At 73.8% G+C, this 19,222-nt stretch carries 13 protein-coding genes; 6 read left to right on the plus strand and 7 right to left on the minus strand.

Annotated features, from left to right (window positions below; genetic code table 11):
- Positions 1-30 precede the first annotated feature (30 nt).
- Entirely contained in the window at positions 31-585 is a 555-nt protein-coding gene (locus tag NAEX_RS01505) for a hypothetical protein (protein ID WP_096325740.1), read from the plus strand.
- Between the two features lie 91 nt (positions 586-676).
- Here the strand turns inward: NAEX_RS01505 and NAEX_RS01510 are convergent, their stop codons facing one another.
- Complete coding sequence (locus NAEX_RS01510) at positions 677-2,812, minus strand: OmpA family protein (RefSeq protein WP_170135360.1); 2,136 nt, start codon at positions 2,810-2,812, stop codon at positions 677-679.
- Positions 2,813-3,188: 376 nt separating this feature from the next.
- Between NAEX_RS01510 and NAEX_RS01515 the strand changes: the two genes are divergently transcribed.
- Both NAEX_RS01515 and NAEX_RS01520 read left to right on the plus strand, forming a co-directional pair.
- Positions 3,189-4,634, plus strand: coding sequence for a DUF4215 domain-containing protein (locus tag NAEX_RS01515; RefSeq protein ID WP_170135361.1), 1,446 nt, complete (start codon positions 3,189-3,191; stop codon positions 4,632-4,634).
- A gap of 105 nt (positions 4,635-4,739) precedes the next feature.
- Complete coding sequence (locus tag NAEX_RS01520; RefSeq protein ID WP_096325743.1) at positions 4,740-5,678, plus strand: ferredoxin reductase domain-containing protein; 939 nt, start codon at positions 4,740-4,742, stop codon at positions 5,676-5,678.
- A 226-nt stretch (positions 5,679-5,904) separates the two neighbouring features.
- Here NAEX_RS01520 and NAEX_RS01525 read toward each other — a convergent pair whose 3' ends face one another.
- Together NAEX_RS01525 and NAEX_RS01530 are read right to left on the minus strand one after the other, a co-directional pair.
- Positions 5,905-7,749, minus strand: coding sequence for a hypothetical protein (locus tag NAEX_RS01525; protein WP_096325744.1), 1,845 nt, complete (start codon positions 7,747-7,749; stop codon positions 5,905-5,907).
- Between the two features lie 13 nt (positions 7,750-7,762).
- On the minus strand, positions 7,763-8,728 hold the full coding sequence (locus tag NAEX_RS01530) for an ABC transporter ATP-binding protein (protein WP_096325745.1): 966 nt from the start codon (positions 8,726-8,728) through the stop codon (positions 7,763-7,765).
- A gap of 605 nt (positions 8,729-9,333) precedes the next feature.
- On the opposite strand from NAEX_RS01530, the gene NAEX_RS49395 reads away from it, so the two are divergent.
- The 3 genes from NAEX_RS49395 to NAEX_RS01540 all read left to right on the plus strand — a co-directional run bounded on the left by NAEX_RS49395 (position 9,334) and on the right by NAEX_RS01540 (position 10,954).
- Positions 9,334-9,504, plus strand: a complete 171-nt coding sequence (locus NAEX_RS49395) for a hypothetical protein (protein ID WP_170135362.1) — start codon at positions 9,334-9,336, stop codon at positions 9,502-9,504.
- Positions 9,505-9,670: 166 nt separating this feature from the next.
- A complete protein-coding gene (locus NAEX_RS01535) occupies positions 9,671-10,456 on the plus strand; it encodes an enoyl-CoA hydratase/isomerase family protein (RefSeq protein WP_096325746.1) in 786 nt (261 codons plus the stop codon).
- Positions 10,457-10,495: 39 nt separating this feature from the next.
- Complete coding sequence (locus NAEX_RS01540; RefSeq protein ID WP_096325747.1) at positions 10,496-10,954, plus strand: GatB/YqeY domain-containing protein; 459 nt, start codon at positions 10,496-10,498, stop codon at positions 10,952-10,954.
- A gap of 694 nt (positions 10,955-11,648) precedes the next feature.
- Here the strand turns inward: NAEX_RS01540 and NAEX_RS01545 are convergent.
- From NAEX_RS01545 to NAEX_RS01560, 4 genes are all read right to left on the minus strand, one after another.
- Positions 11,649-12,956 (minus strand): TfuA-like protein, encoded by a 1,308-nt coding sequence (locus NAEX_RS01545; protein ID WP_170135363.1) that lies wholly within the window; start codon positions 12,954-12,956, stop codon positions 11,649-11,651.
- 531 nt (positions 12,957-13,487) lie between these two features.
- Positions 13,488-16,892, minus strand: coding sequence for a serine/threonine-protein kinase (locus NAEX_RS53620; RefSeq protein ID WP_096325749.1), 3,405 nt, complete (start codon positions 16,890-16,892; stop codon positions 13,488-13,490).
- Positions 16,893-16,953: 61 nt separating this feature from the next.
- Positions 16,954-17,586, minus strand: a complete 633-nt coding sequence (locus tag NAEX_RS01555) for an RNA polymerase sigma factor (RefSeq protein ID WP_096325750.1) — start codon at positions 17,584-17,586, stop codon at positions 16,954-16,956.
- A gap of 373 nt (positions 17,587-17,959) precedes the next feature.
- Positions 17,960-19,195 carry a YcaO-like family protein gene (locus NAEX_RS01560; RefSeq protein ID WP_096325751.1) on the minus strand — a complete coding sequence of 412 codons (1,236 nt, stop codon included), beginning with the start codon at positions 19,193-19,195 and terminating at the stop codon, positions 17,960-17,962.
- Positions 19,196-19,222 lie beyond the last annotated feature (27 nt).

The raw sequence follows: 19,222 nt of genomic DNA on the forward strand, positions 1-19,222 counted from the left end.
CGGCCGCGGGCTTGTCTACACCTTCGGGCGATGACCCGCGCCGCGCTCGTCCTCGGCCTCGTCCTGTGCGCCTGCAAGGAGCCCACGGGCGCCGACACGGGCGGGCTCGTGGTCGTCTCGGACACCTCGCCGACCGAGTTCGGCGACCCGCCCGAGTGCGAGGGCACCACCGACGGCGCCACCGGCTCGACCGGCGCCGAGCCGACCGGCACTTCCGGACAGGCCCCCGAGGACATGTCCGAAGGCGAAGCCTTCTGCGCCGCCCTGACCTCCGAGCCCGCCTGCGACGGCGTCGTCCACGGCGGCGGCGTGTGCCGCTGGCTCGACGTCGTCCCGGTCTACCCCGGCACCTGCGACGTCACCCAGCTGTTCCGCACCTGCGTGTTCGTGCCCGACGAAGCGGAGTGCCCGGTCCCGACCTCGTGCGACCAGATCGGCCTCGGCGTGTTCGGCCGCCGCGGCTGCGACGGCGCCGTCGAGCTGATCATGGCCGGCCCGAGCGAGGGCCTGTGCGGCACGCCGGCGGGCTGGTCGCTGTGCGCCGGCGACGACCCGCCGCCCGAGTGCAGCTGCGCCTGCTCCTGACCGCCGCCGGCCCGCCCGTCACATATACAAAAGGACATGTCGCAGCCGACATGTCCTTCGCGCCCGGGCGCCCGCGGTGCCCGGCCTGCGCTCAGGGCGGCGGCGCGGCCGGCTCGGCCGCCTTCTTCCCGGCCTTCGCCGGCTTGGCCGGCGCGGTCGGCTCGCCCTTGTAGCGGGTCACCTTGATCACCGTGCGGTTGTTCTTGGCCCGGCCGGCGGCGGTCAGGTTGACCGCGACCGGGCTGTTGTCGCCGTAGCCGTTGGCGGTCACGCGCTCGGGGCTGACGCCCTTGGCCAGCAGCGCGCTGCGGACCGCGTCGGCGCGCTCGCTGCTGCGCTGCTTGGGGTTGCCGCGGTCGTCGGTGTGGACCCCGATCTCGATCTCCTCGTACTCGGGGTGCGCGTTGAGGAACGCCGCCAGCTGCTCGATCAGCGGCGCGCTCTTGTCGTCGACCCCGTTGGCCGACGTGTACTTGATCGCCCTCTTGAGCCGCAGCTTCTTGCCCTTGCCGCTGACGAGCGGCGTCTCGACCGGCGTCGCCCGGCGCAGCGACTCCTTGACCGTCGTGAACTGCTCGCCCGGGGTCACGGTGAAGCGCAGCGACTTGTCCTCGAAGCCGGGCGCGCGGGCGATCGCGAAGTAATCGCCGGCCGGCAGCTCGAGGCGGATGAGGCCGCCCTCGGTGCTGGTGAACGGCTCGTCGACGCCGTTGCCGGAGACCGACAGCGTGACCAGCACCGGCGCGCCGGACTCGTCGGTGAACGCGCCGTCGAGGATCCCGACCGGCGGCGTGTTCGCCACGTCCATCGTGATCGTGATCTGCGTGTCCTCGCCGGCCTTGATGTCGGCGGTCGCGTCCTTGGTCGCCTTGTTGGCCAGCTCGACCTGGATCGCCACCTGGCCCTCGGGGAACCGGTAGCTGGTGAAGTTGCCCTGGTCGTCGGTGAGGATCGCGTTGCTCGCCGCGCCGGGGAACCGCACCTTGGCCCCCGCGACCGGCGCGCCGGTGCTGTCGAGCACCTGGCCGACCACGCGGCCCTCGACCACCGCCGGCGCGGGCGGCGGTTCGTTCGTCACCGGCGCCGGCACCTCCTTGATCACCGGGTTGGGGTCGATCGACCAGCCGAGGCCGAGGATCACCTGCCACGGCGCCACCGGCGGGCCGTACTCGAAGTTCGGCGACACCATGCCGATGTCGACCGCCGCGTCGAGGTGCAGGCCGGCGATCACGTTGGCGCGCAGGCCGACGGTGCCCCACAGGCTCGAGCGCGGCAGCGGCGACGGCGTCGCGCCCTCCTGGCGGAACACCGGCATCTCGGCGGTGGCGACGTCCCACGCGAGCTCGACGATCGGGTCGAGGCCGAACTTGCCCTCCTTGCCGAGGCGGACCGGGAAGTCGAGGCCGTAGCGCATGCGCACGCGGCTCGGCGCCACGCCGAGAGCGAAGCGGGACACCTCGCGGCTGGTCGGGTCGGTGAACTTCTCGAAGTCGATCAGCTTGCTCGAGTTGTCGAGGATCCAGCCGATGTTGGTGGTGAACCGCACCGGCACCTGCTTCTTCGTCAGGTAGCGGACGTCGAGGGTGAACAGGAAGTCGATGTTGAAGTTGACCTTGTCGGTCAGGAGGCGGCTCGTGCCCGACAGCAGGCCGATGCCGAGCTGACCGCCGAGGCCGATCGCGCCGCCCTTGACGAACCGGTGCGCGCCCTTGATGCCGAAGTCGAGGTCGCCGAGCGCGAACTGGTTGACCTGGTCCTGGCGGCCCGGCTGCGCGCGGGCGTTGCGCGACGCCTGGCTGTGCACCGCCAGGAACAGCTCGCCCCACTTGAACGGGCTGTAGCCGATGTTGACCGTGCCGCGCACGCGGCCCTGCTGGTCGGCCCCGTGCTCGTCGCTGTTGTAGATGAAACCTTCCTTGCGGAAGAAGTCGGTGTGCAGGCGGACGCGGACCGTGTGGCGCCCGCCGACGTCGGCCAGCGTCGTGTGATAGAGGCCGAGGCCGCCGCGCAGGCTGTTGACCGCCGGCTCGCGCCGGCCCTGGACCATCCCGGGCTGCTTGTCCGTGCTCGGCGTCGGCGGGGTCGCGGCCGGGGCCGGCACCTCGACCTCGGGCCCCGGCGCCGGCGCCTCGTTCGTCGTCGTATTGGTACTTCCGGACAGGTCCCCGGAGACAGCTCCGCTCACCTCGCCGCCGGCGGTCCCCTCCGCGCCTGCGGGGGGAGCCACGGCGCCCGGATCGCCGCTGGGCAACGTCGGCGGCGCGTCTCCGGTCGCGGGGGCCGCGGGCGGGGTCTCGCTGGCAGGTGGCGTCGTCGCGTCCGCGGGGAGCGGAGGCGGCTCCGCCGCGGCGGCGCGGAGGGGCAAGCCCAGGAAGATCCCCGAGAGCGCTAACAGCGAGGCGCGTCGCATGCGAGAAGCGTCCTCCAAACGCGGCACACCTGTCAAACCTTTGTGGCGATCCGCCCCCGGGCGTGCGGACGCGAGCACGGCAGTTTGGCCGGTGCACCACCAACTATTTTTCGACCACCCCGCCAGACTGCGACGGAAAGCGACAAACGCGGCGATCGCAGACCGAGGCCCCTCGGCGTGCGATCATGCTGTCATGTCGAACGCATATCTCCCCGGCCGCGCAACGCGGCTCACGGCCCTGTCTCTTGGACCCTGGCTCCTGATCGCCTGCCCCTCGGATGGGACAGCGACGACCGATTCCGGCACGGACCCCGATCCGACCACGACGACCGGCACCTCGGGTACGAGCGAGCCGGACGCCACGACGACCACGGGCACGCCGACGACCACCGGGCCGACCACCGGCGAGCCGACCTCGTCGACCACCGAACCTGCCCCCGCCGTCTGCGGCGACGGCGTCGTCGCCGACAGCGAAGTCTGCGACGACGGCAACGACGAGCCCGACGACGGCTGCAACAAGAACTGCGAGAAGACCGGCGCCGTGCTCTGGACTTACACCCACAGCGGCGCCGCCGGCGAGTTCGACGCCGGCTCCGCGGTCGCCATCGACCCGACAGGCAAGATCATCATCGCCGGCCGCGAGGGCATCACGCCGGCCGACAGCGACATGTTGCTGATCGCCCTGGGCCCCGACGGCACCGAGCTGTGGAAGAAGACCTACCCGGACATGAACGGGCTGCCCAACTACTTCAGCACGGTTGCGCTCGGCGACGACGGCACCATCTACGCCGCCGGCGTCGAGGAGCAGGTGAAGGACGTGCCGACGCCCGTGGTGCGCTCGTTCGACCCCGACGGCAACGAGGGCTGGACGTTCATCGAGCCGCCCGTCGACATGGTCGGCGCCTCGATCTCCGCCCTCCTGCTCGCCGATGGCAAGCTCTACTCCGCCGGCTCCGAGGACCTGACCGACAAGTCGACGCAGTTGGTCGTGCGCCGCCACGACCCCGCCACCGGCGAGGCCGAGTGGAAGGCGGTGACGCAGGCCGACTTCGCGTACGCGAACGGCAACGGCATCGTCAAGGCGGACGACGGCGTGCTCGTCGCCGGGATCGTCCAGGACGAGGACTACCTGAGCCGGCCGCTGATCGTCGTCGTCGACGACGAGGGCACGATCGTCAGCACCGAGGTCGAGGATCACCCCGGCGGCGCGTGGTTCGACGTGGAAGCGATCGGCGCCAGCGGCGACATCGCGCTCGCCGGTCGCCGGAGGCCGGAGGGCGTCACCGGCTACGACTTCGCGGTGCGGCGCGTCGGCTCCGATCTGTCGGAGCAATGGACCGACATCTACGACTACGAATTCCTCTACGGCACCAGCAACGGCGTCGCCGTCGGCCCGGACGAGCGGATCTTCGCCTCCGGCTTCCACGTCGCGCCGGGGCAGTTCGACGACGTGTTCGGCGCCCTCTACGCCGGCGACGGCACTCGGCTGTGGACGCACACCTACAACAACGACGACATCGACCTCTACGACGAGGGCGCCGACGCTGCCTGGGGCCCCGATTTCCTGATCCTCAGCGGTCAGTCGGTGGTCCTCGGCGAGGACGGCAACGTCTGGGTCCGCGCCTTCAAGGCGGACTGACCTCGCTACCTGCCGTATAATCTCGGGAATCCGTCCGGTGGGCCGAATTTCCGATTCGCCCACCGGCGCTTGTTCCGCCGGCCATTGCCCGGGTAAAGTCACACCATGGCCAAAGAGCTCGTGTACAACGCCACCCTCGCCGAACGCGAGGACCTCACCCCCGCCCTCGCGGTGTTCCGGATCCGCCCCGACGAAGCGCTGCCCGGTGAGGGTTCGTGGTTCGTGCCCGGGCAATATCTCACGATCGGCCTCAATAACACCGAGAAGCCTGAGCTGGGCAGCGTGCGGCGCCCGATGTCGATCGCCTCGGCCCCCGAGCGGCGCGACCTCGTCGAGTTCTACATCCGCTTCGTCGACAAGCCCGAGTCGGACAACCCGCTGACGCACCTCTTGTGGAAGACCCGCGTCGGCGACCGCATGTTCTTGCGCTCGCAGCCGGTCGGCAAGTTCACGGTCGAGGACACCATGGGCCACGATCACCGGCTCAAGGTGTGCGTGGCCGCCGGCACCGGATTGGCGCCGTTTTTGTCGATGGTGCGCAGCAAGGTCAATCGCGACCCGAGCACCCGGCTCGACGACTGGGCGATCATCCACGGCGCCAGCTACAGCAAGGACCTCGGCTACCGCGACGAGCTCGAGCACCTGGCGAAGAAGCACGGCCTGCGCTACCTGCCGACGGTCAGTCGTCCGCGCGAGGAGGCCCACTGGACCGGCCACGTCGGCCGGGCCGAGGACTTCTTCCTGCCCGACCGCCTGCCTGGCCTCGAGGACAGCCTCGGCCTCGACCGCAACACCTTCCGCCCCGACCGCGTCGGCATCCTGATCTGCGGGCTCCAGGGCACGATCGGCGCCACCATCGAGCGCCTTTTGCACCGCGGCTTCGTGCCCGACAACCGCAAGATCCGCCGCGCCCTCGAGATCCCCGAGGACGCGGCCGCCCACACCTTCTACGAGGCGTACGACACCGTCCCGCCGATCGACCTCAACGACGCCGCGCGCGTCGCCGAGCTCAAGAAGATCTTCCACGGGTCCGGCCGGGGCTGAGCGCGCGGGTGCCCGCAATGGCCCGAAGGACAGGTTCCTTCGGGCTCCTCGTCTGCGGCCGCAGACAGGTGAGGCTCGCCGCACTCGCCGTCCGTGGCCCCAGCGGGCCGCGCGCGGGCGAGACCCTGCAGCGGACGTCCAGACAACCACGCGATGCTCCCGCCGAACGCTCAATGGCCCGAAGGACATGTCCTCCGGGCCATTGGATGGACGCCGCCGCGATCGTCTATTCGAGGGTCACGGGCGCGACCGAGGCCGGGCGCCGGAGCGCGCGCAGCAGCGTCCACGGCACGGCGACGGTGAGGACGGCCTGGACCAGCCCGAGCAGCGGGCTCAGCCCGGTGAACACGAACACGTGCGGGTTGCGGAAGAACAGCTCCTCGGCGGGGCGGGCCCACACGACCGTCTGGCCGAACGCGACCGCCAGCATCGCCGCGCACACGCCGGCCCACAGGCGCGACGCGAACGTCATCGGCGCGACGGCCACGCGCAGGGCCAGCAGCGCGGCGACCACCAGGAACCACGCCGCGTGCAGCAGCGCCAGCGGGTGCCGGAACAGCCACATCGTCTCGTCGCCGACCAGGACCGCGGCCAGCAGCAGGTACAGCCCGGCCCAGCCGACGAACTCGCCGACCAGCGAGCCGACCGGCGTGCGCCGCATGGCCGGAGGGACATCTCCGGTCGGGGCCCGCATCATCAGCAGGATCGCCAGCGGGATCGACAACAAGCCGAGGTTGAGCAGGTAGAACTCCTCCGCGCGCCACTCGTGCGGCGGGTTGGCGGTGCTGACGAGCACCATCGCCACGAGCGCGCCGACCAGCGCCTCGCCGCGGCGCAGCGACACCAGCGAGGTGTTGCCGACCCGGCGGGCCAGCGCGCGCAGCCCGAGGAGCGCCAGCGTCAGCATGCCGACCGCCCCGACCACCACCGGCACCGTGGTGTCGAGCGCGGCGCCGAAGCCCTGCGCGGGGTCGCCGAGGCCGAACGCCTGCGCCAGCGAGTGGCTGGCGGCCGCCTGCGGCAGCAGGGCCAGGGTGCCGGCTGTCCGATGGGACAGCTCGGCCGCGAGCGCCACGCCGACCCCGCCGAGCACCCCGAGGATCGCCGCCAGCCCGCCGCCGACCAGCCCCGGCGAGCGCACCTTGCCGAGCGCCAGCCCGGCCAGCTGCCCGAGCATGACGAGGAACGCCCCGCCGGCCAGCACCACGGCGACCAGCGCCAGCGCGGCCCCGAAGTGCCCGACCGCCGCCGCCGCCGCCAGCAGCAGCGCCAGCTGCGGCGCCGCCAGCACGCCGATGACCGCCAGCGGGCCCGCGGTCAGCCCGAGCGCCAGCTCCTGGGCCCGCAGCGCGCTGCCGGCCAGCGGCTGCAGCGTGTTCTCGTGGGTCTCCTGGGCCATCTGCGTGCCCGCCAGCACCGGCGCCGCCAGCAGCAGCAGGAGCAGCAGGGCGCCGCCGGCCAGCACGCCCGTCATCCGCAGCGCGTCGAGCGGCGCCAGCGGCGAGGCGTACACCTCGATCGCCGGGGACATCGCGCGCTCGACCACCGTCTGCAGCGCCACGACCTCGCCGGGGTCGTACCAGTTGTAGTCGGGCACGCCGTAGACGCTGCCCGCATCGACATGAACCTTCGACCATGCCTCGAGGGCCAGACGCGCGTCGCGCTGGAGCGCGCGATGGGCCCGCGGCACCTCGCCGTAGGCGGCCCGCCGCAGCCGCGACTCGGCGGTCTCGAGCGCGTTGCTGACCCGGTAGCCGGCGTCGTCGTACGCCATCGGGTGCCCGGCGAACCGGCGCGCCACCTCGGCGCGCAGCGCCGCGGCTTCCTCCTCCGAGTCGGCGATCAGGGCGAAGCGGTCCTGCTCCTGGACGTGGCGGCTCTCCTCGAGCTCGAGCGCGACCCGCAGCTCGCGCTCGAATTCACCTGTCCCCAGGGCCAGCCACGTGCCGAGCACCGCCGACAGCGCGGCGAGCAGCACGGACAGCCCGAGCAGGCGGCGGCCGCGGGGGCCGCGGAGGGCCCGGGCGACGAACGGCCGGGCGGCGGAGCGGATCGAGAGGACGCGAGGCATGGCGGGCTCCTGGCTAGTTGACGCGGTCTTCGGACAGGCGGTGATAGACGTCTTCGAGGCGGCTGCGGACGCGGCTGCAGGTGACCACGCGGACCCCGGCGGCCACCAGCGCGGCGAGGGCGTCGGCCATGCGGTCCTCGCCGCCGGGGATCTGGGCGGTGATGGTCTCGCAGCCGTCTTCGAACCCGCTGGCCTCGATCAGCGCCCGGTGCTGCACCAGCACCTCGCGCGCGCGCTCGCTGCCGGCCCCGCCCTCGCTCGTCGGCGGCAGCAGCCGCAGCTCGTAGACGAACCGGCGGACCTCGTAGCGCTCGATGATGTCGGCGACGTCGCCCGCGACCACCAGCTTGCCCTGCTGCAGGATCGCCAGCTGATCGCACAGGTCGTCGAGCTCGCGGAGGATGTGCGACGAGATCAGCACCGTCGTCCCGCGCTCGCGCGTGCGCTGCAGGATCGCCCGCAGGTCGCTGCGCCCGCGCGGGTCGAGCCCGTCGGCCGGCTCGTCGAGGATGAGGAGCTTCGGCTTGTGCAGCAAGCAGCGGGCGATGAGCAGCCGCTGGCGCATGCCCTTCGACAGCGCGCCCGCCGGCGCGTCGCGCTTGTCGACCAGGTCGAACGTCACCAGCATGTCCTCGACCGCCGCGTCCAGCTCCTTGTCGGGGACGCGGAAGCACTCGCCGAAGAAGCGCAGGTACTCGGCCGGGCTCATGTGCTTGTAGAGCGGGTTGCCGTCGCCGAGGAAGCCGATCGAGCGCCGCAGCTCGGCGTCGTCGATCTCCGGGGCCCGGCCGTCGAAGCGGATCTCGCCCTCGGTCGGCTGCATCACCGTCGCCAGCATCCGCAGCGTGGTCGACTTGCCGGCGCCGTTGGGGCCGATGAGCCCGCAGATCGACCCGCTCGGGACCGTCAGGTCGAGCCCGCGGATCGCCCAGCGGTCGCCGTCGTAGGTCTTGCCGAGGTTCCGCAGGTCGATCCGCATGCCGTCCGCGCGACGAACGCCGCCGCGCCCGCGGATATTTCACCGCATCCGCCCGCGATCGTCGAGCGCCCGCGGCCGGAGCCACCTGTCCTTCGGAGCATCTTCTCTCCAGGCCGCGGCCTGCGGCTGGCGCCTCGCCCTCGCGCCTTCGTCGCGGGCCGGCGCGTCCGTGGGCCCGAACCGGCGTCCGGCCGGATCGGCGGCTGCGTCCCCGCCCGTGCCCACCGCGACCCGCTCGCCCGCCCGCCGCGCGGACTTGCATCACACGCTGCTGCGGCCTGCAGACGGCCTGGTATGCTGCGCCGCATGCGACGTTCGCTTATCGCCGCGCTCCTCCTCGCCGCCTGCGGCCCCACGGCCCCTGCGCCCACCGAGGTCGCCAAGAGCGCCCCTGCCGAGGCCGCCAAGGCCCCCACGCCGAGCCCGGCGGCCGCACCCGCGCCCACCCCGCCGCCGCCGCCACGCCCGCGCCCGCCGGCGAGAAGCTCGAGATCCCGAAGGAGCCGCCGCTCACGCCCGAAGAGATCGCGCTGATCGAGTCCGACCCGAAGACCCTCACGCCCGAGCAGCGGCGCGCGCGGGCCCACGCGCTCCGCCGCAAGATCTTGCAGAACCCCGACAGCCCGCAGGCCCAGCAGCTCGAGAAGATCCGCCGCGACGTCGAGGCCGGCGTGCTCAAGCCGGAGCTCCCGCCCAAGTCCGCCGACTCCGCCGGCAAGGGCCTCACCCTCCACGCCCCCGGCCCCAGCAACCCCGCGCCCGCCCCCGCGCCGTGAACGACCGTCCGGCGACAGACGCTCCGCCCGAGCCTGTCCTTTCGACCATGCGGCTCCACACCCGGTCGCCGCTCGGACGGCCCGAGAAAACCTGTCCGTTCGACCAGGCACCTCCGCGCGCGCTCGTCCGCGCAGGCCGCCCCGCTCGCATCCCCGGAGGCGGACGATGAGCGACGAAGCCCGCGTGATCGAGACCGTCCTGGCGCCGGGCCTGCGCCGCTGGACGATCAGCCACCCGCGCAAGCGCAACGCCCTCACCCCCGCCATGCTGGCGACCCTCGAGGCCGGCGCGCGGGCGCTCCGCGGCGACGTCGTGCTGCTCGACGCGGCCCCCGGCCCCTGCTTCTGCGCCGGCTTCGACCTCGACGCCTTGCCCGAAGGACAGGCCGACGCCCCGGCCGCCAGCGCCCCCGACTCGCCCTTGATCACCGCCTCCGCCGCGCTGCAGGCCTGCGACGGGCTTCTGGTCGCCGTCGTCCACGGCGAGGTGTTCGGCGCCGGCGTCGAGCTGCTCGCGGCCTGCGACCTGCGCCTCGCCGCCCACGGCGTCCGCTTCACCGTCCCGGCCGCGCGCCTCGGCGTCGTCTATCACGCCGCCGGCGTGGCCCTGCTGCACCGCGTGTTCGGCCCGGCGCTGACGCGGCGGCTGCTGCTCGCGGCCGAGGCGATCGGCGCCGAGGAGGCCCACCGCGCCGGCGCCCTCGTCAGCCTGCACCCGCCCGACGAGCTCGCCCGCGCCGGCGAGGCCTTCGCGGCCCGCCTGCGCCAGGGCGCGCCGCAGAGCCTCCGTGCCCACCGCGACCTGCTGCGCGCGCTCGACCGCGGCGGTCCGTCCGGCGAAGAGCTCGCCGCGCACGAGCAGGCCCGCCGCGTCGCCTACACCAGCGAGGACTTCCGCGAGGGCCGGGCGGCGGCGCGGGAGCGCCGTTCTCCGCGCTTTCGCGGCGGCTGAAGCGCCTTCGGCCAATTGTTTGTTATCTTCCGCGGCCTCATGTCCGTCAAAGACCAGATCGAAGCCAAGCTGCGCGAGGCCCGCCTCGCCCGCGACGAGGCGACCAAGAACGTCATCGGCATGCTCAAGAGCAAGGTCCTGCTCGAGCTCAAGTCGGGCTCCGGCGCCGAGGACAACGACGCGCTGTGGCTCGACACCATCAAGTCGTACGTCAAGCAGCTCAAGAAGACGATCGGCGAGTACGAGAAGCTGGGCGACCGCGGCCAGCAGCTGCTCTCCGAGGCCCAGTTCGAGCTCCGCTTCTGCGAGCAGTTCCTGCCGACCCGCCTCGACGAGGCCGCGACCGAGGCGCTCGTCCGCGAGGCCGCCGCCGCCAACAACATCACCGACCCCAAGCAGGTCGGCAAGCTCGTCGGCGCGGTCATGAAGACGCACAAGGACCAGGTCGACTCCGACCTGCTCAAGCAAGTCGCCACCCGCGTGCTGTCGGGCGGGTGAGTCACTGCCGCGGTGCGGGCCTCGCCGAGCCCGCCCCGCGAGCCCTCGCGCTGGGCGCCGCTCTTCGCACGAGCGAGAAGCATGAGCGCCACGCACCGGCGCGACGCTCGAGCGCGACGCGCGAGCATGATCACCACCCACGAGTGGGAAGCACGGCGCGAAGCACCAGCGCCATGCTCCATTGCGAGCCCGGAGCGCGAAGCATCAGCGCCATGCTCCATCGCGAGCCCGGAGCGCGAAGCACCAGCCGCCACGCTCCATTGCGAAGCCCGGAGGCGAAGCACCAGCGCCATGCTCCCTTGCGAAGCCCGGAGCGCGAAGCATCAGCGCCATGCTCCATTGCGAGCCCGGAGCGCGAAGCATCAGCGCCATGCTCCATTGCGAAGCCCGGAGCGCGAAGCACCAGCGCCATGCTCCATTGCGAGCCCGGACCGCGAAGCACCAGCACTGCGCTCGCGCGCGGACCTCGGAGCGCGAAGCAACAGCGCCCGCACGAGCGCCAAACACGGCGCGCCAGGCATGAGCGCGAAGCTCGAGCGCCCCGAAGGCCCGCGTGCGATTTTCGCAGCGCGACGCATCGGCGCCACGCTCGGAGCGCGAAGCATCCAAGCCACCTTCGAGTCGAAGCGCGAAGCATCCGCCCCGCGCACGAGCGCGAGACACAGGCCGCGAAGCATCCGCGCGGAGCACCCGCTCAGCGCCCGCGCGGGGTCGCCATCGCCGCCTTGACCCGCGCGATGGCCGTGAGCAGCTGATCGAGCGTCCCCAGCCCCAACGTGCGCAGCGCGGCCGGCAGGTCGGCGCCGAGCCAGCGGACCTCGCGCTCGTACCACTGCAGCAGCGCCTCGCGCGACAGCCCGCTGTCCGACCACGCCACATCCCCCGCCGCGGCCAGCTCCGCCCGCGCCCGCCCGAGCTCGCCGCGGCGCTGCAGCTCGAGCGTCACCAGGCTGCGCACCGCCAGCGCCTGCTCCCGCCCGAGCGCGTCGACAATCGCCTCCGCCCGCAGCAGCGCCTGCGAACCGGGCAGGTCGAGGCCCTGTTCTTTGAGCCATGTACTCATGGCCAGCTTGTCGCGCAGGCCGAGCGCCCGGCGGATCCGCTCGGCCGCCGCGCTCATCGCCGCACCGTCGACCTCGATCCCCCGCCGCTCGGCCTCGGCCAGCGCCAGCGCCAGCAGCAGCGCCCCGCGCCCGCGCTCCTCGCCGCCCGGCGACAGCAGGGCGTGCAGCGCCAGCGCCTCGTCGCGCGGCGCCGTCGCCTCGGTGCGCGAGGTCGTGGCGATCATCGCCTCCCAGAAGCTCGTCGCCTCGAACTCGAAGCTCGCCACGTGCGGCGGCATCGCCTCGCCGCCCGCGTCGGTCATCGCCCGCAGCAGCGCGATCGCGTCGTCGCGCTTGCGGTTCGGTCGCACCCGGCCGACGAACGCCCGCAGCCCCGCGAGCTCGTCCTCGCCGACGCCGAGCCCCGGCGCGGCCCGGAACAGCGCCGGCCATGAGCGGTCGGCGTAGAAGGTCGCCTTCGCGTGGGCCAGCAGGCGCCCGGCCGCCGCCGCCGAGATCGAGCCTGCCTTCTCGGCCATGTCGAGCCCGTGGCGCAGGTTGACCAGCGCCTCCGACAGCGGCCTGAAACCCGCCTCGGCCGGCGCGTGGGCCACGGTCACCTCGTCGTCGTCGGTCAGCTCGCCGCGCGCGAACGCCTCGAACACCGCGCCGACGCCCTCCATGCCGAACGCGTGCAGCTCGGCCGCCCGCAGCGCGCCCATGCTGGCCGCCCCGAACACCCGCACTCCGCGCGACAGGGCGAACAGGATCTCCTTGTGCCACACCGCCGGCACCGAGTTGAACAGCCCGTCGATCAGGCCGATCGCCCGCGCCCCCTGCCGCGTGACCGCGTCGTACACGTCGCCGAGCCGCGCCGGCGGCAGGATGTTGGCCGTCGTGTGCAGCGACGCCTCCGCGCTGGGCAGCGTCGGCCCGAGGAACACCACGAGGCCGCTCATGCCGCACCTCGCACCCGCGACGAGCCGCATTCAAACATGGCCGTGAATACATGTCCCCAAGGGCATGTACCCAAGACCATCCACTCACCCGGTCGCGACCCTGCGTCTCGACCGCGCGCGCGAGCGTCGGCGGGCGACCGCGCCGGTCCGGCAGAGGCCCCCTGGCGCCCACGCGCGCCCTCGCCGAGGCCCCTCGGGAGCGGCGCTGGCAGCATCTCCGTCACGCCCGCAAACTACCGCAAAACCTCCAGGAGCGGGGCGCGAGACGGACATCTCGCCGCTGACGCCACGGCCGAGAGAGCATTCGCCGGCGCGGGGCTGCGGCTGACACCTCGCCCGTCCCAGCGCTGTCGGTCCAACGGCGCCGCGCTGTCCCAGCCATGGGCCGCCCCAGCGATAGCGTACGGCCCGGCGCCGTTCGTTCGCCGGCGCTGCGCTGTCGCGGCCGTGGGCCGCCCCAGCGACAGCGTACGGCCCGGCGCCGTTCGTTCGCCGGCGCTGCCGCTGCTGTCGGCAGCGGCCCGGCGTCGCTCACAGCGCCGCGACGAGCGCCGCGATCCGCGAGCGCACCGCCTGCGGCGACTCGCCGGCGAACTCCTGCGCTCCGAGCAGCGTCCCCGGTCCGAGCGCATCGCAGGCCCACATCGTGCCGTCGGCGGCGCGGCGGATCGGCGGGTTCGTCGACGATCCGAGGTCCGGGTTCGGCGCCAGCGGCGACACCTCCCCCGCCGCGACGTCGATCATGATCGCGCCGCCCCGAAAGTCGATGCCGAGCGCCTCCGTCTCGCCGCGCATGGCGAACGACGCCAGCTCGGGCGTCGCGACCTCCATCGTCGCGCCCGGAACGACCAGCATCAACGATTCGTGGCGGTTTGTCAGCGCCAGCGTCTTGCCCGACGGCGTGAACGCCACCCGGTTGCGCGGCCGTCCCGGGCTGTCCTTCAGGACATGTCGTTCGAGCTCGCGCGGCGAGCCCGTCACGTCCCAGCGCGTCAGCTCGAGCGAGCCCGCGACCGGCCTCAGCACCGCCAGCTGGGCGCTGTCCGGGCTCCACGCCAGCGCGCCCGCCATCAGCTCGCCGCGCTCGACCGCGCTCGCCTCGGCGATCACCGGCGTCACCGCGCCGCTGTCGATCGCCAGCAGCTCGACGCCCTTCTCGCTGCGCACCGCCAGCCGCGCCCCCGACGGGCTCGCCTGCAGGTCGACCACCTTGCTCGCGGCGGTGAAGCGCTGCGCCCGCTGGTCCGGCCCGGTCCACACCTCGACCTCGGCCTCGACCGCTCGCGCCACCCCGCGCGGGAGCTCGAAGATCCAGCCCGTCAACGGCTGCGAGCCGACGCGCGCGCCGTGCTGCTCGTCCCACCAGCAGTTGTAGCCACCCTCCCCGATCACGGTGACCTGCCCCGCGTCGTCGACGAACGCGTTCAGGCCGTAGGCCCCCAGATCCGGCCCCGCGGACGGAGGGCTCGGGCAGCGGAACGTCGCCGTCTTGTTCGTCGCCAGCTCGATCCGCGTGAACTCGCCGCGCGTCCGGTCCCACGGCGTCGCCGCGGCCCAGCGAGCCGCCGGCGCCAGCGCGCAGTCGGGCCCGCGCTTGTGCACCGTCACCGCCGCCGGCGCCGGCCGGTGGATCCGCACCTCGTGGCGATGCACCACCATCAGCGCCCCGTCGGCCCCCCACCGCGGCAACCTGTCCCTCGGGACAGTCACGAACGAGCGCAGCCCGCCCGCGCGCAGGTCGCCGACGCCCCAGTCCTCGCCGATCGCCACCAGGAAGTGGTCGCCGGCCGGGTCGACGAGCACGCGCTCTTCGACCCGCCGGCCGTGCGACGGCACCTGCATCCGCCACACGACCGCGCCGGTGGCCAGCGACTCGCGCCACAGCGCGTGGTGTCCGTACTCCGGCCGCATGAACAGCGCGTCGCCCTCCCCGACCGGCTTCCCCCAGTCGGCCTTGACCCGGCGCGACGCGCCCGTCTCGAGGTCGACCACGTCGATCCTCCCGTCGTCGTCGTCCTTCGGGTGGGCGATGGCGAACCGCGCGTCCCCCGTCAGGGCGAACGGTCGGCCCGCGTACTCGAGCCGCGTCTCGTTGCCGTCGCGCGGCCGGATCACCCGTGTCCCGCCGTCCTCCGCGAAGGCTACCGTCGAGGCATCGGCCGCGATCGCCGGCCACACCCCGCGCGGCAGCGAGGTCGCTCGCGGCGATGCGTCGGGGCGCGACAGCTCCCATAGCCGCAACGCGAGGCGACCGCCCGGATCGCCCGCGCGCGGCCACGCGAAGGCCACCAGCGAGCGCCCGTCCGCCGCCAGCTCCCAGGCGTCGAGGCTCCCCGCACGCTCCGCGCGGAGGTCGATCGTCTGCGCCACGCCCTCGCCGAACACCTGCACCGACGCTTCGCCGACGACCGCCCACACCGGCGCGCCGCGGGCGACCAGCAGCGACTTGGCCGCGCCGGGCGCGAGCACCTGCTCACCTGTCCCATCGGACATGTTCCACCGCCACACCGCCCCGAGCTCGTCGCGCCCGACGACCTCCCCGCCCGCCAGCGGCAGCGCCTCGGCCAGCGGACGCTCGGCCCGCAGCACCTGGGCCGGCAGCCCGCGCGCCGTCGCGGCCGCGGCGAGGAAGCGCGCCTCGTTCCACTGCCCCGGATCGTCGCCGGCGAGCTGCGCCAGCGCGCGGATCGTCTCCACCGGGTCGCGCGTCAACGCGGCGCGCGCCTCGGCCAGGCGCTTCGCGTCCTGCGTGCGCGTCAACTCGGCCCGCGCCGCGGCCACGTCCTCTTGCTGGGCCGACGCGGCAGGCGTTCCGGTGGTCGACACGTACATGAGGGCGCCGGCCAGCAGCGCGGCCGTCGAGCCGACGGCCCACGCGAGCCGCCCGCGCAGCCGCGCCTCGGCCGGCTGCAGCGCCGACAGCAGCGCGTCCATCGACGGCCAGCGCGCGGCGGGATCGGGCTGCAGGCCGCGCAGCACCACGCGTTGCAACCACGCGGGCACCTCCTGGCCCGTCTTCGGCGCCCGCACCCGGCCCTCGGCCACCGCCGTCGCCAGCGCCTGCACGTCGGCGCCGGCGAACGGCCGCTGCCCGTACAGCGCCTCGTAGAGGGCCGCGCAGAAGCTGAACTGATCGGTCTTCGCGTCGCCGCGTGCGCCGGCGAACTGCTCGGCCGCCATGTACGCCGGCGTCCCCAGCACCGCGCCGGTCTGCGTCAGCAGCACGTCGGTCGGCTCGCCCGCGGCCGGCAGCTCCGGCGCGGCCTCGCCGTCGCCGAGGTACGCCAGCCCGAAGTCGACCACGCGCACGCGCCCGTCGTCGCCGAGGATCACGTTGGCCGGCTTGAAGTCGCGGTGCACCACGCCCTGCCGGTGCGCCGCCGCCAGGCCCTCGCCCGCCTGGCGGAACACCGCCAGCACCTCGCGCCACGACCGAGGCTCGGCCGCCAGCCACTCGCGCAGCGTCGGCCCGGTGAGGAACTCCATCGCCACGAACACCTCGTCGTCGACCTCGCCGACCTGGTACACGTGGACCACGTTGGGGTGCGACAGCCGGGCCAGCGCCCGCGCCTCGCGCAGCGTCCGGGCCCGCCCCTGCGGGCGCTGCAGCGCCGCCCCGCGGATCAGCTTGAGCGCCACCTTGCGCTCGAGCTTGTCGTCGTAGGCCGCGTACACGACCCCCATCCCGCCCTCGCCGAGCCACTTCAGCACCTGGTACGGCCCGATCGTCGGCGCCTCGCCCGCGCCCTTGAACAGCGACGCGTGGACCATCGCCTTGGTGCGCCGCTGCGCCGCGTCGCCGAGCACCTCGGGGCGCAGCCGCGGCGTCGCCAGGGTGTCGGCGTCGGCCGACACGTCGACCTCGCTGCGGTCGGGGGACGTCTCGTCGACGTCGACGATCTTCATGACGGACTCCTGGACTTGCGCCTGAACCATGCGGGGGCCTCGCTCCTGCCCGCAGTGGTTCCAACCGGTCCGGTCCGGATCACTGAAATCGTCACTCCCCGCGCGGGCCCTCCGCGAGGCCCGCCCGGGCCCGCAGCGCCCCCGCCCACGTGTCGATCCCCAGCAGCGTGCTGGCCGCCAGGTCGGGGCTTTTGGCCAGCGCCTCGATCGCCTCGCGCAGCAGCGCGCGCCCGCGTCGCAGCCGCGACTTCACCGTGCCCTCGGGGATCTCGAGCACCGCCGCCATCTCGGCGGTCGTCAGCTGCTCCCAGTAGAGCAGCTCGAGCGCGACCTGGCAGTCGACGGGGATCCGTCGCAACCCGGCGAGCAGCAGCTTGAGCTCCTCGCCCTCGACCATCGCCTGGCTCGGCGACGGCTCCATCGCCGCGATCGAGACCTCGGTGAAGTCGAGGCGGTCGCCCTTGCGGTCGCGGTAGTGGCGGCACAGCTGGCGGTAGGCGATGGCGAACACGAAGCTGCGGAAGCTGCCCTCGCCGCGGAACTTCGCCGCCCCCTCGACGCAGGCCAAGAACGTCTGCTGGATCAGCTCCGCCCCGGCGTCGGTCTTGTTGAAGAAGAAGCGCGCCACCGGCTCGTAGTAGCGCTCGAACAGCTGCTCCCCGGCCCGGCGCTCGCCCGCGCGCCAGGCCGCCAGCAGCTGCTCGTCGCTGCGGGTCGCGGTCACGCTCCACAAGGTACCCGCTCCGCCGCCCGCGCGCACGCCCCCCGAGGCACGTCGCCGCCGCAGCGACCCCGGCGACCGGAGCACCGCCGCGAGCACCGGACCACGGACGACCCCGATCAGGGGCAGCCACCCGGGCCGCTCGAGTGGAGCGGTCCGCGGTCACGCGATGAGTCCGCCGCCGGCGAACTTCTGTCCATGGGAACATGTCTCCCGGGACCGCTGCATCGCCGCCCGCCTGACGCACGGGCCGCGCCGTCCTCGGCCATGCGGCGCGCCCCGGTCCGATCGCGCGAAGTTCGTCGTGGTCGTCGTCCGGCCCCGCCTCGCCGCGCGACGCCCATGTCCCTTCGCACATGTCCCTTCGACCACAGGCTCAGCGCGCTCGGCGAGCTCCGCGGGCCCGCGCGCGCGGCCCGGGGGCCATCCCGGCGAACCTGCCCTCGAGGCCAGGCACGACCACCCGGGCCACCGGCACCCCGATCTCCGCGCGCGTCAGGTCGACCACCACCGCGCTGGTACACCCGGCCGCGCGCACGCGGGCGAGCAGCAGCTCGAGGTCGCCGTCGAAGCTGTCGGTCGCCAGGGTGGGGCCGAGCGCCCGCTGCGGGCGCGCGGCGGCCAGCGCCGCGGCCTCCTCGGCGCCGGCCTGCGGGTCGGTGAACGCCTCGTATGTCTTCGGGGACAGGTCGTCGCGGCTGCCGGCGATCAGCGTCAGCCGGCTCTGCACCGCCTCGGTCAGCGCGCGCAGCAGCGCCACCGCCGAATCGAGGTGGGCCCCGTAGCCGCCGCAGGCCCCGCGGGCGGCCCAGCGCGGCGCGCCCGGGCGGTCGACGATCCGGCAGGCGTAGGTCGGCACGCCGAGGTCGGAGGTGATGTCGACCGCGCCGACCGCGAGCGCCGCCGCGTGCAGGCGGGTGAGCACCTCGCGGCAGCTCGGGTCGGTCACCGCGGCGAGGTCGACGCGCCGTGCGTCGTCGATCTCGAGCGGCGCGAGCGCGGTCGCGTCGCGCTCGATCAGCTCGCACAGCGCATGCACGATCGCCTCGAGCAGGTGGTTGCCGGAGGCCAGCCCGCTGGTGCTCTCGATGAACGGCGGCAGCGGCTCGCGGGGGTCACGGACGAAGTCGACGCTCACGCACGCGTGCGGCACCCACGTCGGCCGCCCCGCCAGCAGGTCCCAGCCGAGGCACCACAAGAGCGGCAGGTCCTCGCGCACCTCGGCGCCTGCGCGGCGCGGCAGCGCGTGCAGGTCGACGACCGCCTGGCCCTCGCGCCGCAGCGCCGCCGCCCGCTCCCACCGCAGCGGCACCGCCACGCGCTCGCCGTGCCAGCCCTCGATCGCCTCCATCAGCGCCGACGCGGCCGCGGCCTCGCGATCGGCGCCCTTGCCCTGCGACACGCTGACCGAGCGCGCGTTCGGGCGCACCGCCTGGACCACCGGCACCCCGACGACGTCGAGGCCGGTGACGTCGGCGAGGCGGGTGATGCCGAGGCGCGGCATCAATGGGCGGTAGGCCGCCAGGGTCGCGGCCGGACTGCGCGTGCGGTGCGTCCCGGCCGTGTGGCCCTTGGGCGCGGCGAGGTCGTGGTCGCCGATCCGTACGGGCATGTCCCCTGGTTCCTGTCCTTCGGGCCC

This window comes from Nannocystis exedens, from assembly GCF_002343915.1.
GTDB classification, from domain to species: Bacteria; Myxococcota_A; Polyangia; order Nannocystales; family Nannocystaceae; genus Nannocystis; species Nannocystis exedens.

What these genes read in the sequence shown, in the direction of transcription:
- NAEX_RS01505 (WP_096325740.1), top strand. Translation starts at nt 31, where the DNA reads ATGACCCGCGCCGCGCTCGTCCTCGGCCTCGTCCTGTGCGCCTGCAAG.
- NAEX_RS01515 (WP_170135361.1), top strand. Translation starts at nt 3,189, where the DNA reads ATGTCGAACGCATATCTCCCCGGCCGCGCAACGCGGCTCACGGCCCTG.
- NAEX_RS01520 (WP_096325743.1), top strand. Translation starts at nt 4,740, where the DNA reads ATGGCCAAAGAGCTCGTGTACAACGCCACCCTCGCCGAACGCGAGGAC.
- NAEX_RS01525 (WP_096325744.1), bottom strand. Translation starts at nt 7,749, where the DNA reads ATGCCTCGCGTCCTCTCGATCCGCTCCGCCGCCCGGCCGTTCGTCGCC.
- NAEX_RS01530 (WP_096325745.1), bottom strand. Translation starts at nt 8,728, where the DNA reads ATGCGGATCGACCTGCGGAACCTCGGCAAGACCTACGACGGCGACCGC.
- NAEX_RS01535 (WP_096325746.1), top strand. Translation starts at nt 9,671, where the DNA reads ATGAGCGACGAAGCCCGCGTGATCGAGACCGTCCTGGCGCCGGGCCTG.
- NAEX_RS01540 (WP_096325747.1), top strand. Translation starts at nt 10,496, where the DNA reads ATGTCCGTCAAAGACCAGATCGAAGCCAAGCTGCGCGAGGCCCGCCTC.
- NAEX_RS01545 (WP_170135363.1), bottom strand. Translation starts at nt 12,956, where the DNA reads ATGAGCGGCCTCGTGGTGTTCCTCGGGCCGACGCTGCCCAGCGCGGAG.
- NAEX_RS53620 (WP_096325749.1), bottom strand. Translation starts at nt 16,892, where the DNA reads ATGGTTCAGGCGCAAGTCCAGGAGTCCGTCATGAAGATCGTCGACGTC.
- NAEX_RS01560 (WP_096325751.1), bottom strand. Translation starts at nt 19,195, where the DNA reads ATGCCCGTACGGATCGGCGACCACGACCTCGCCGCGCCCAAGGGCCAC.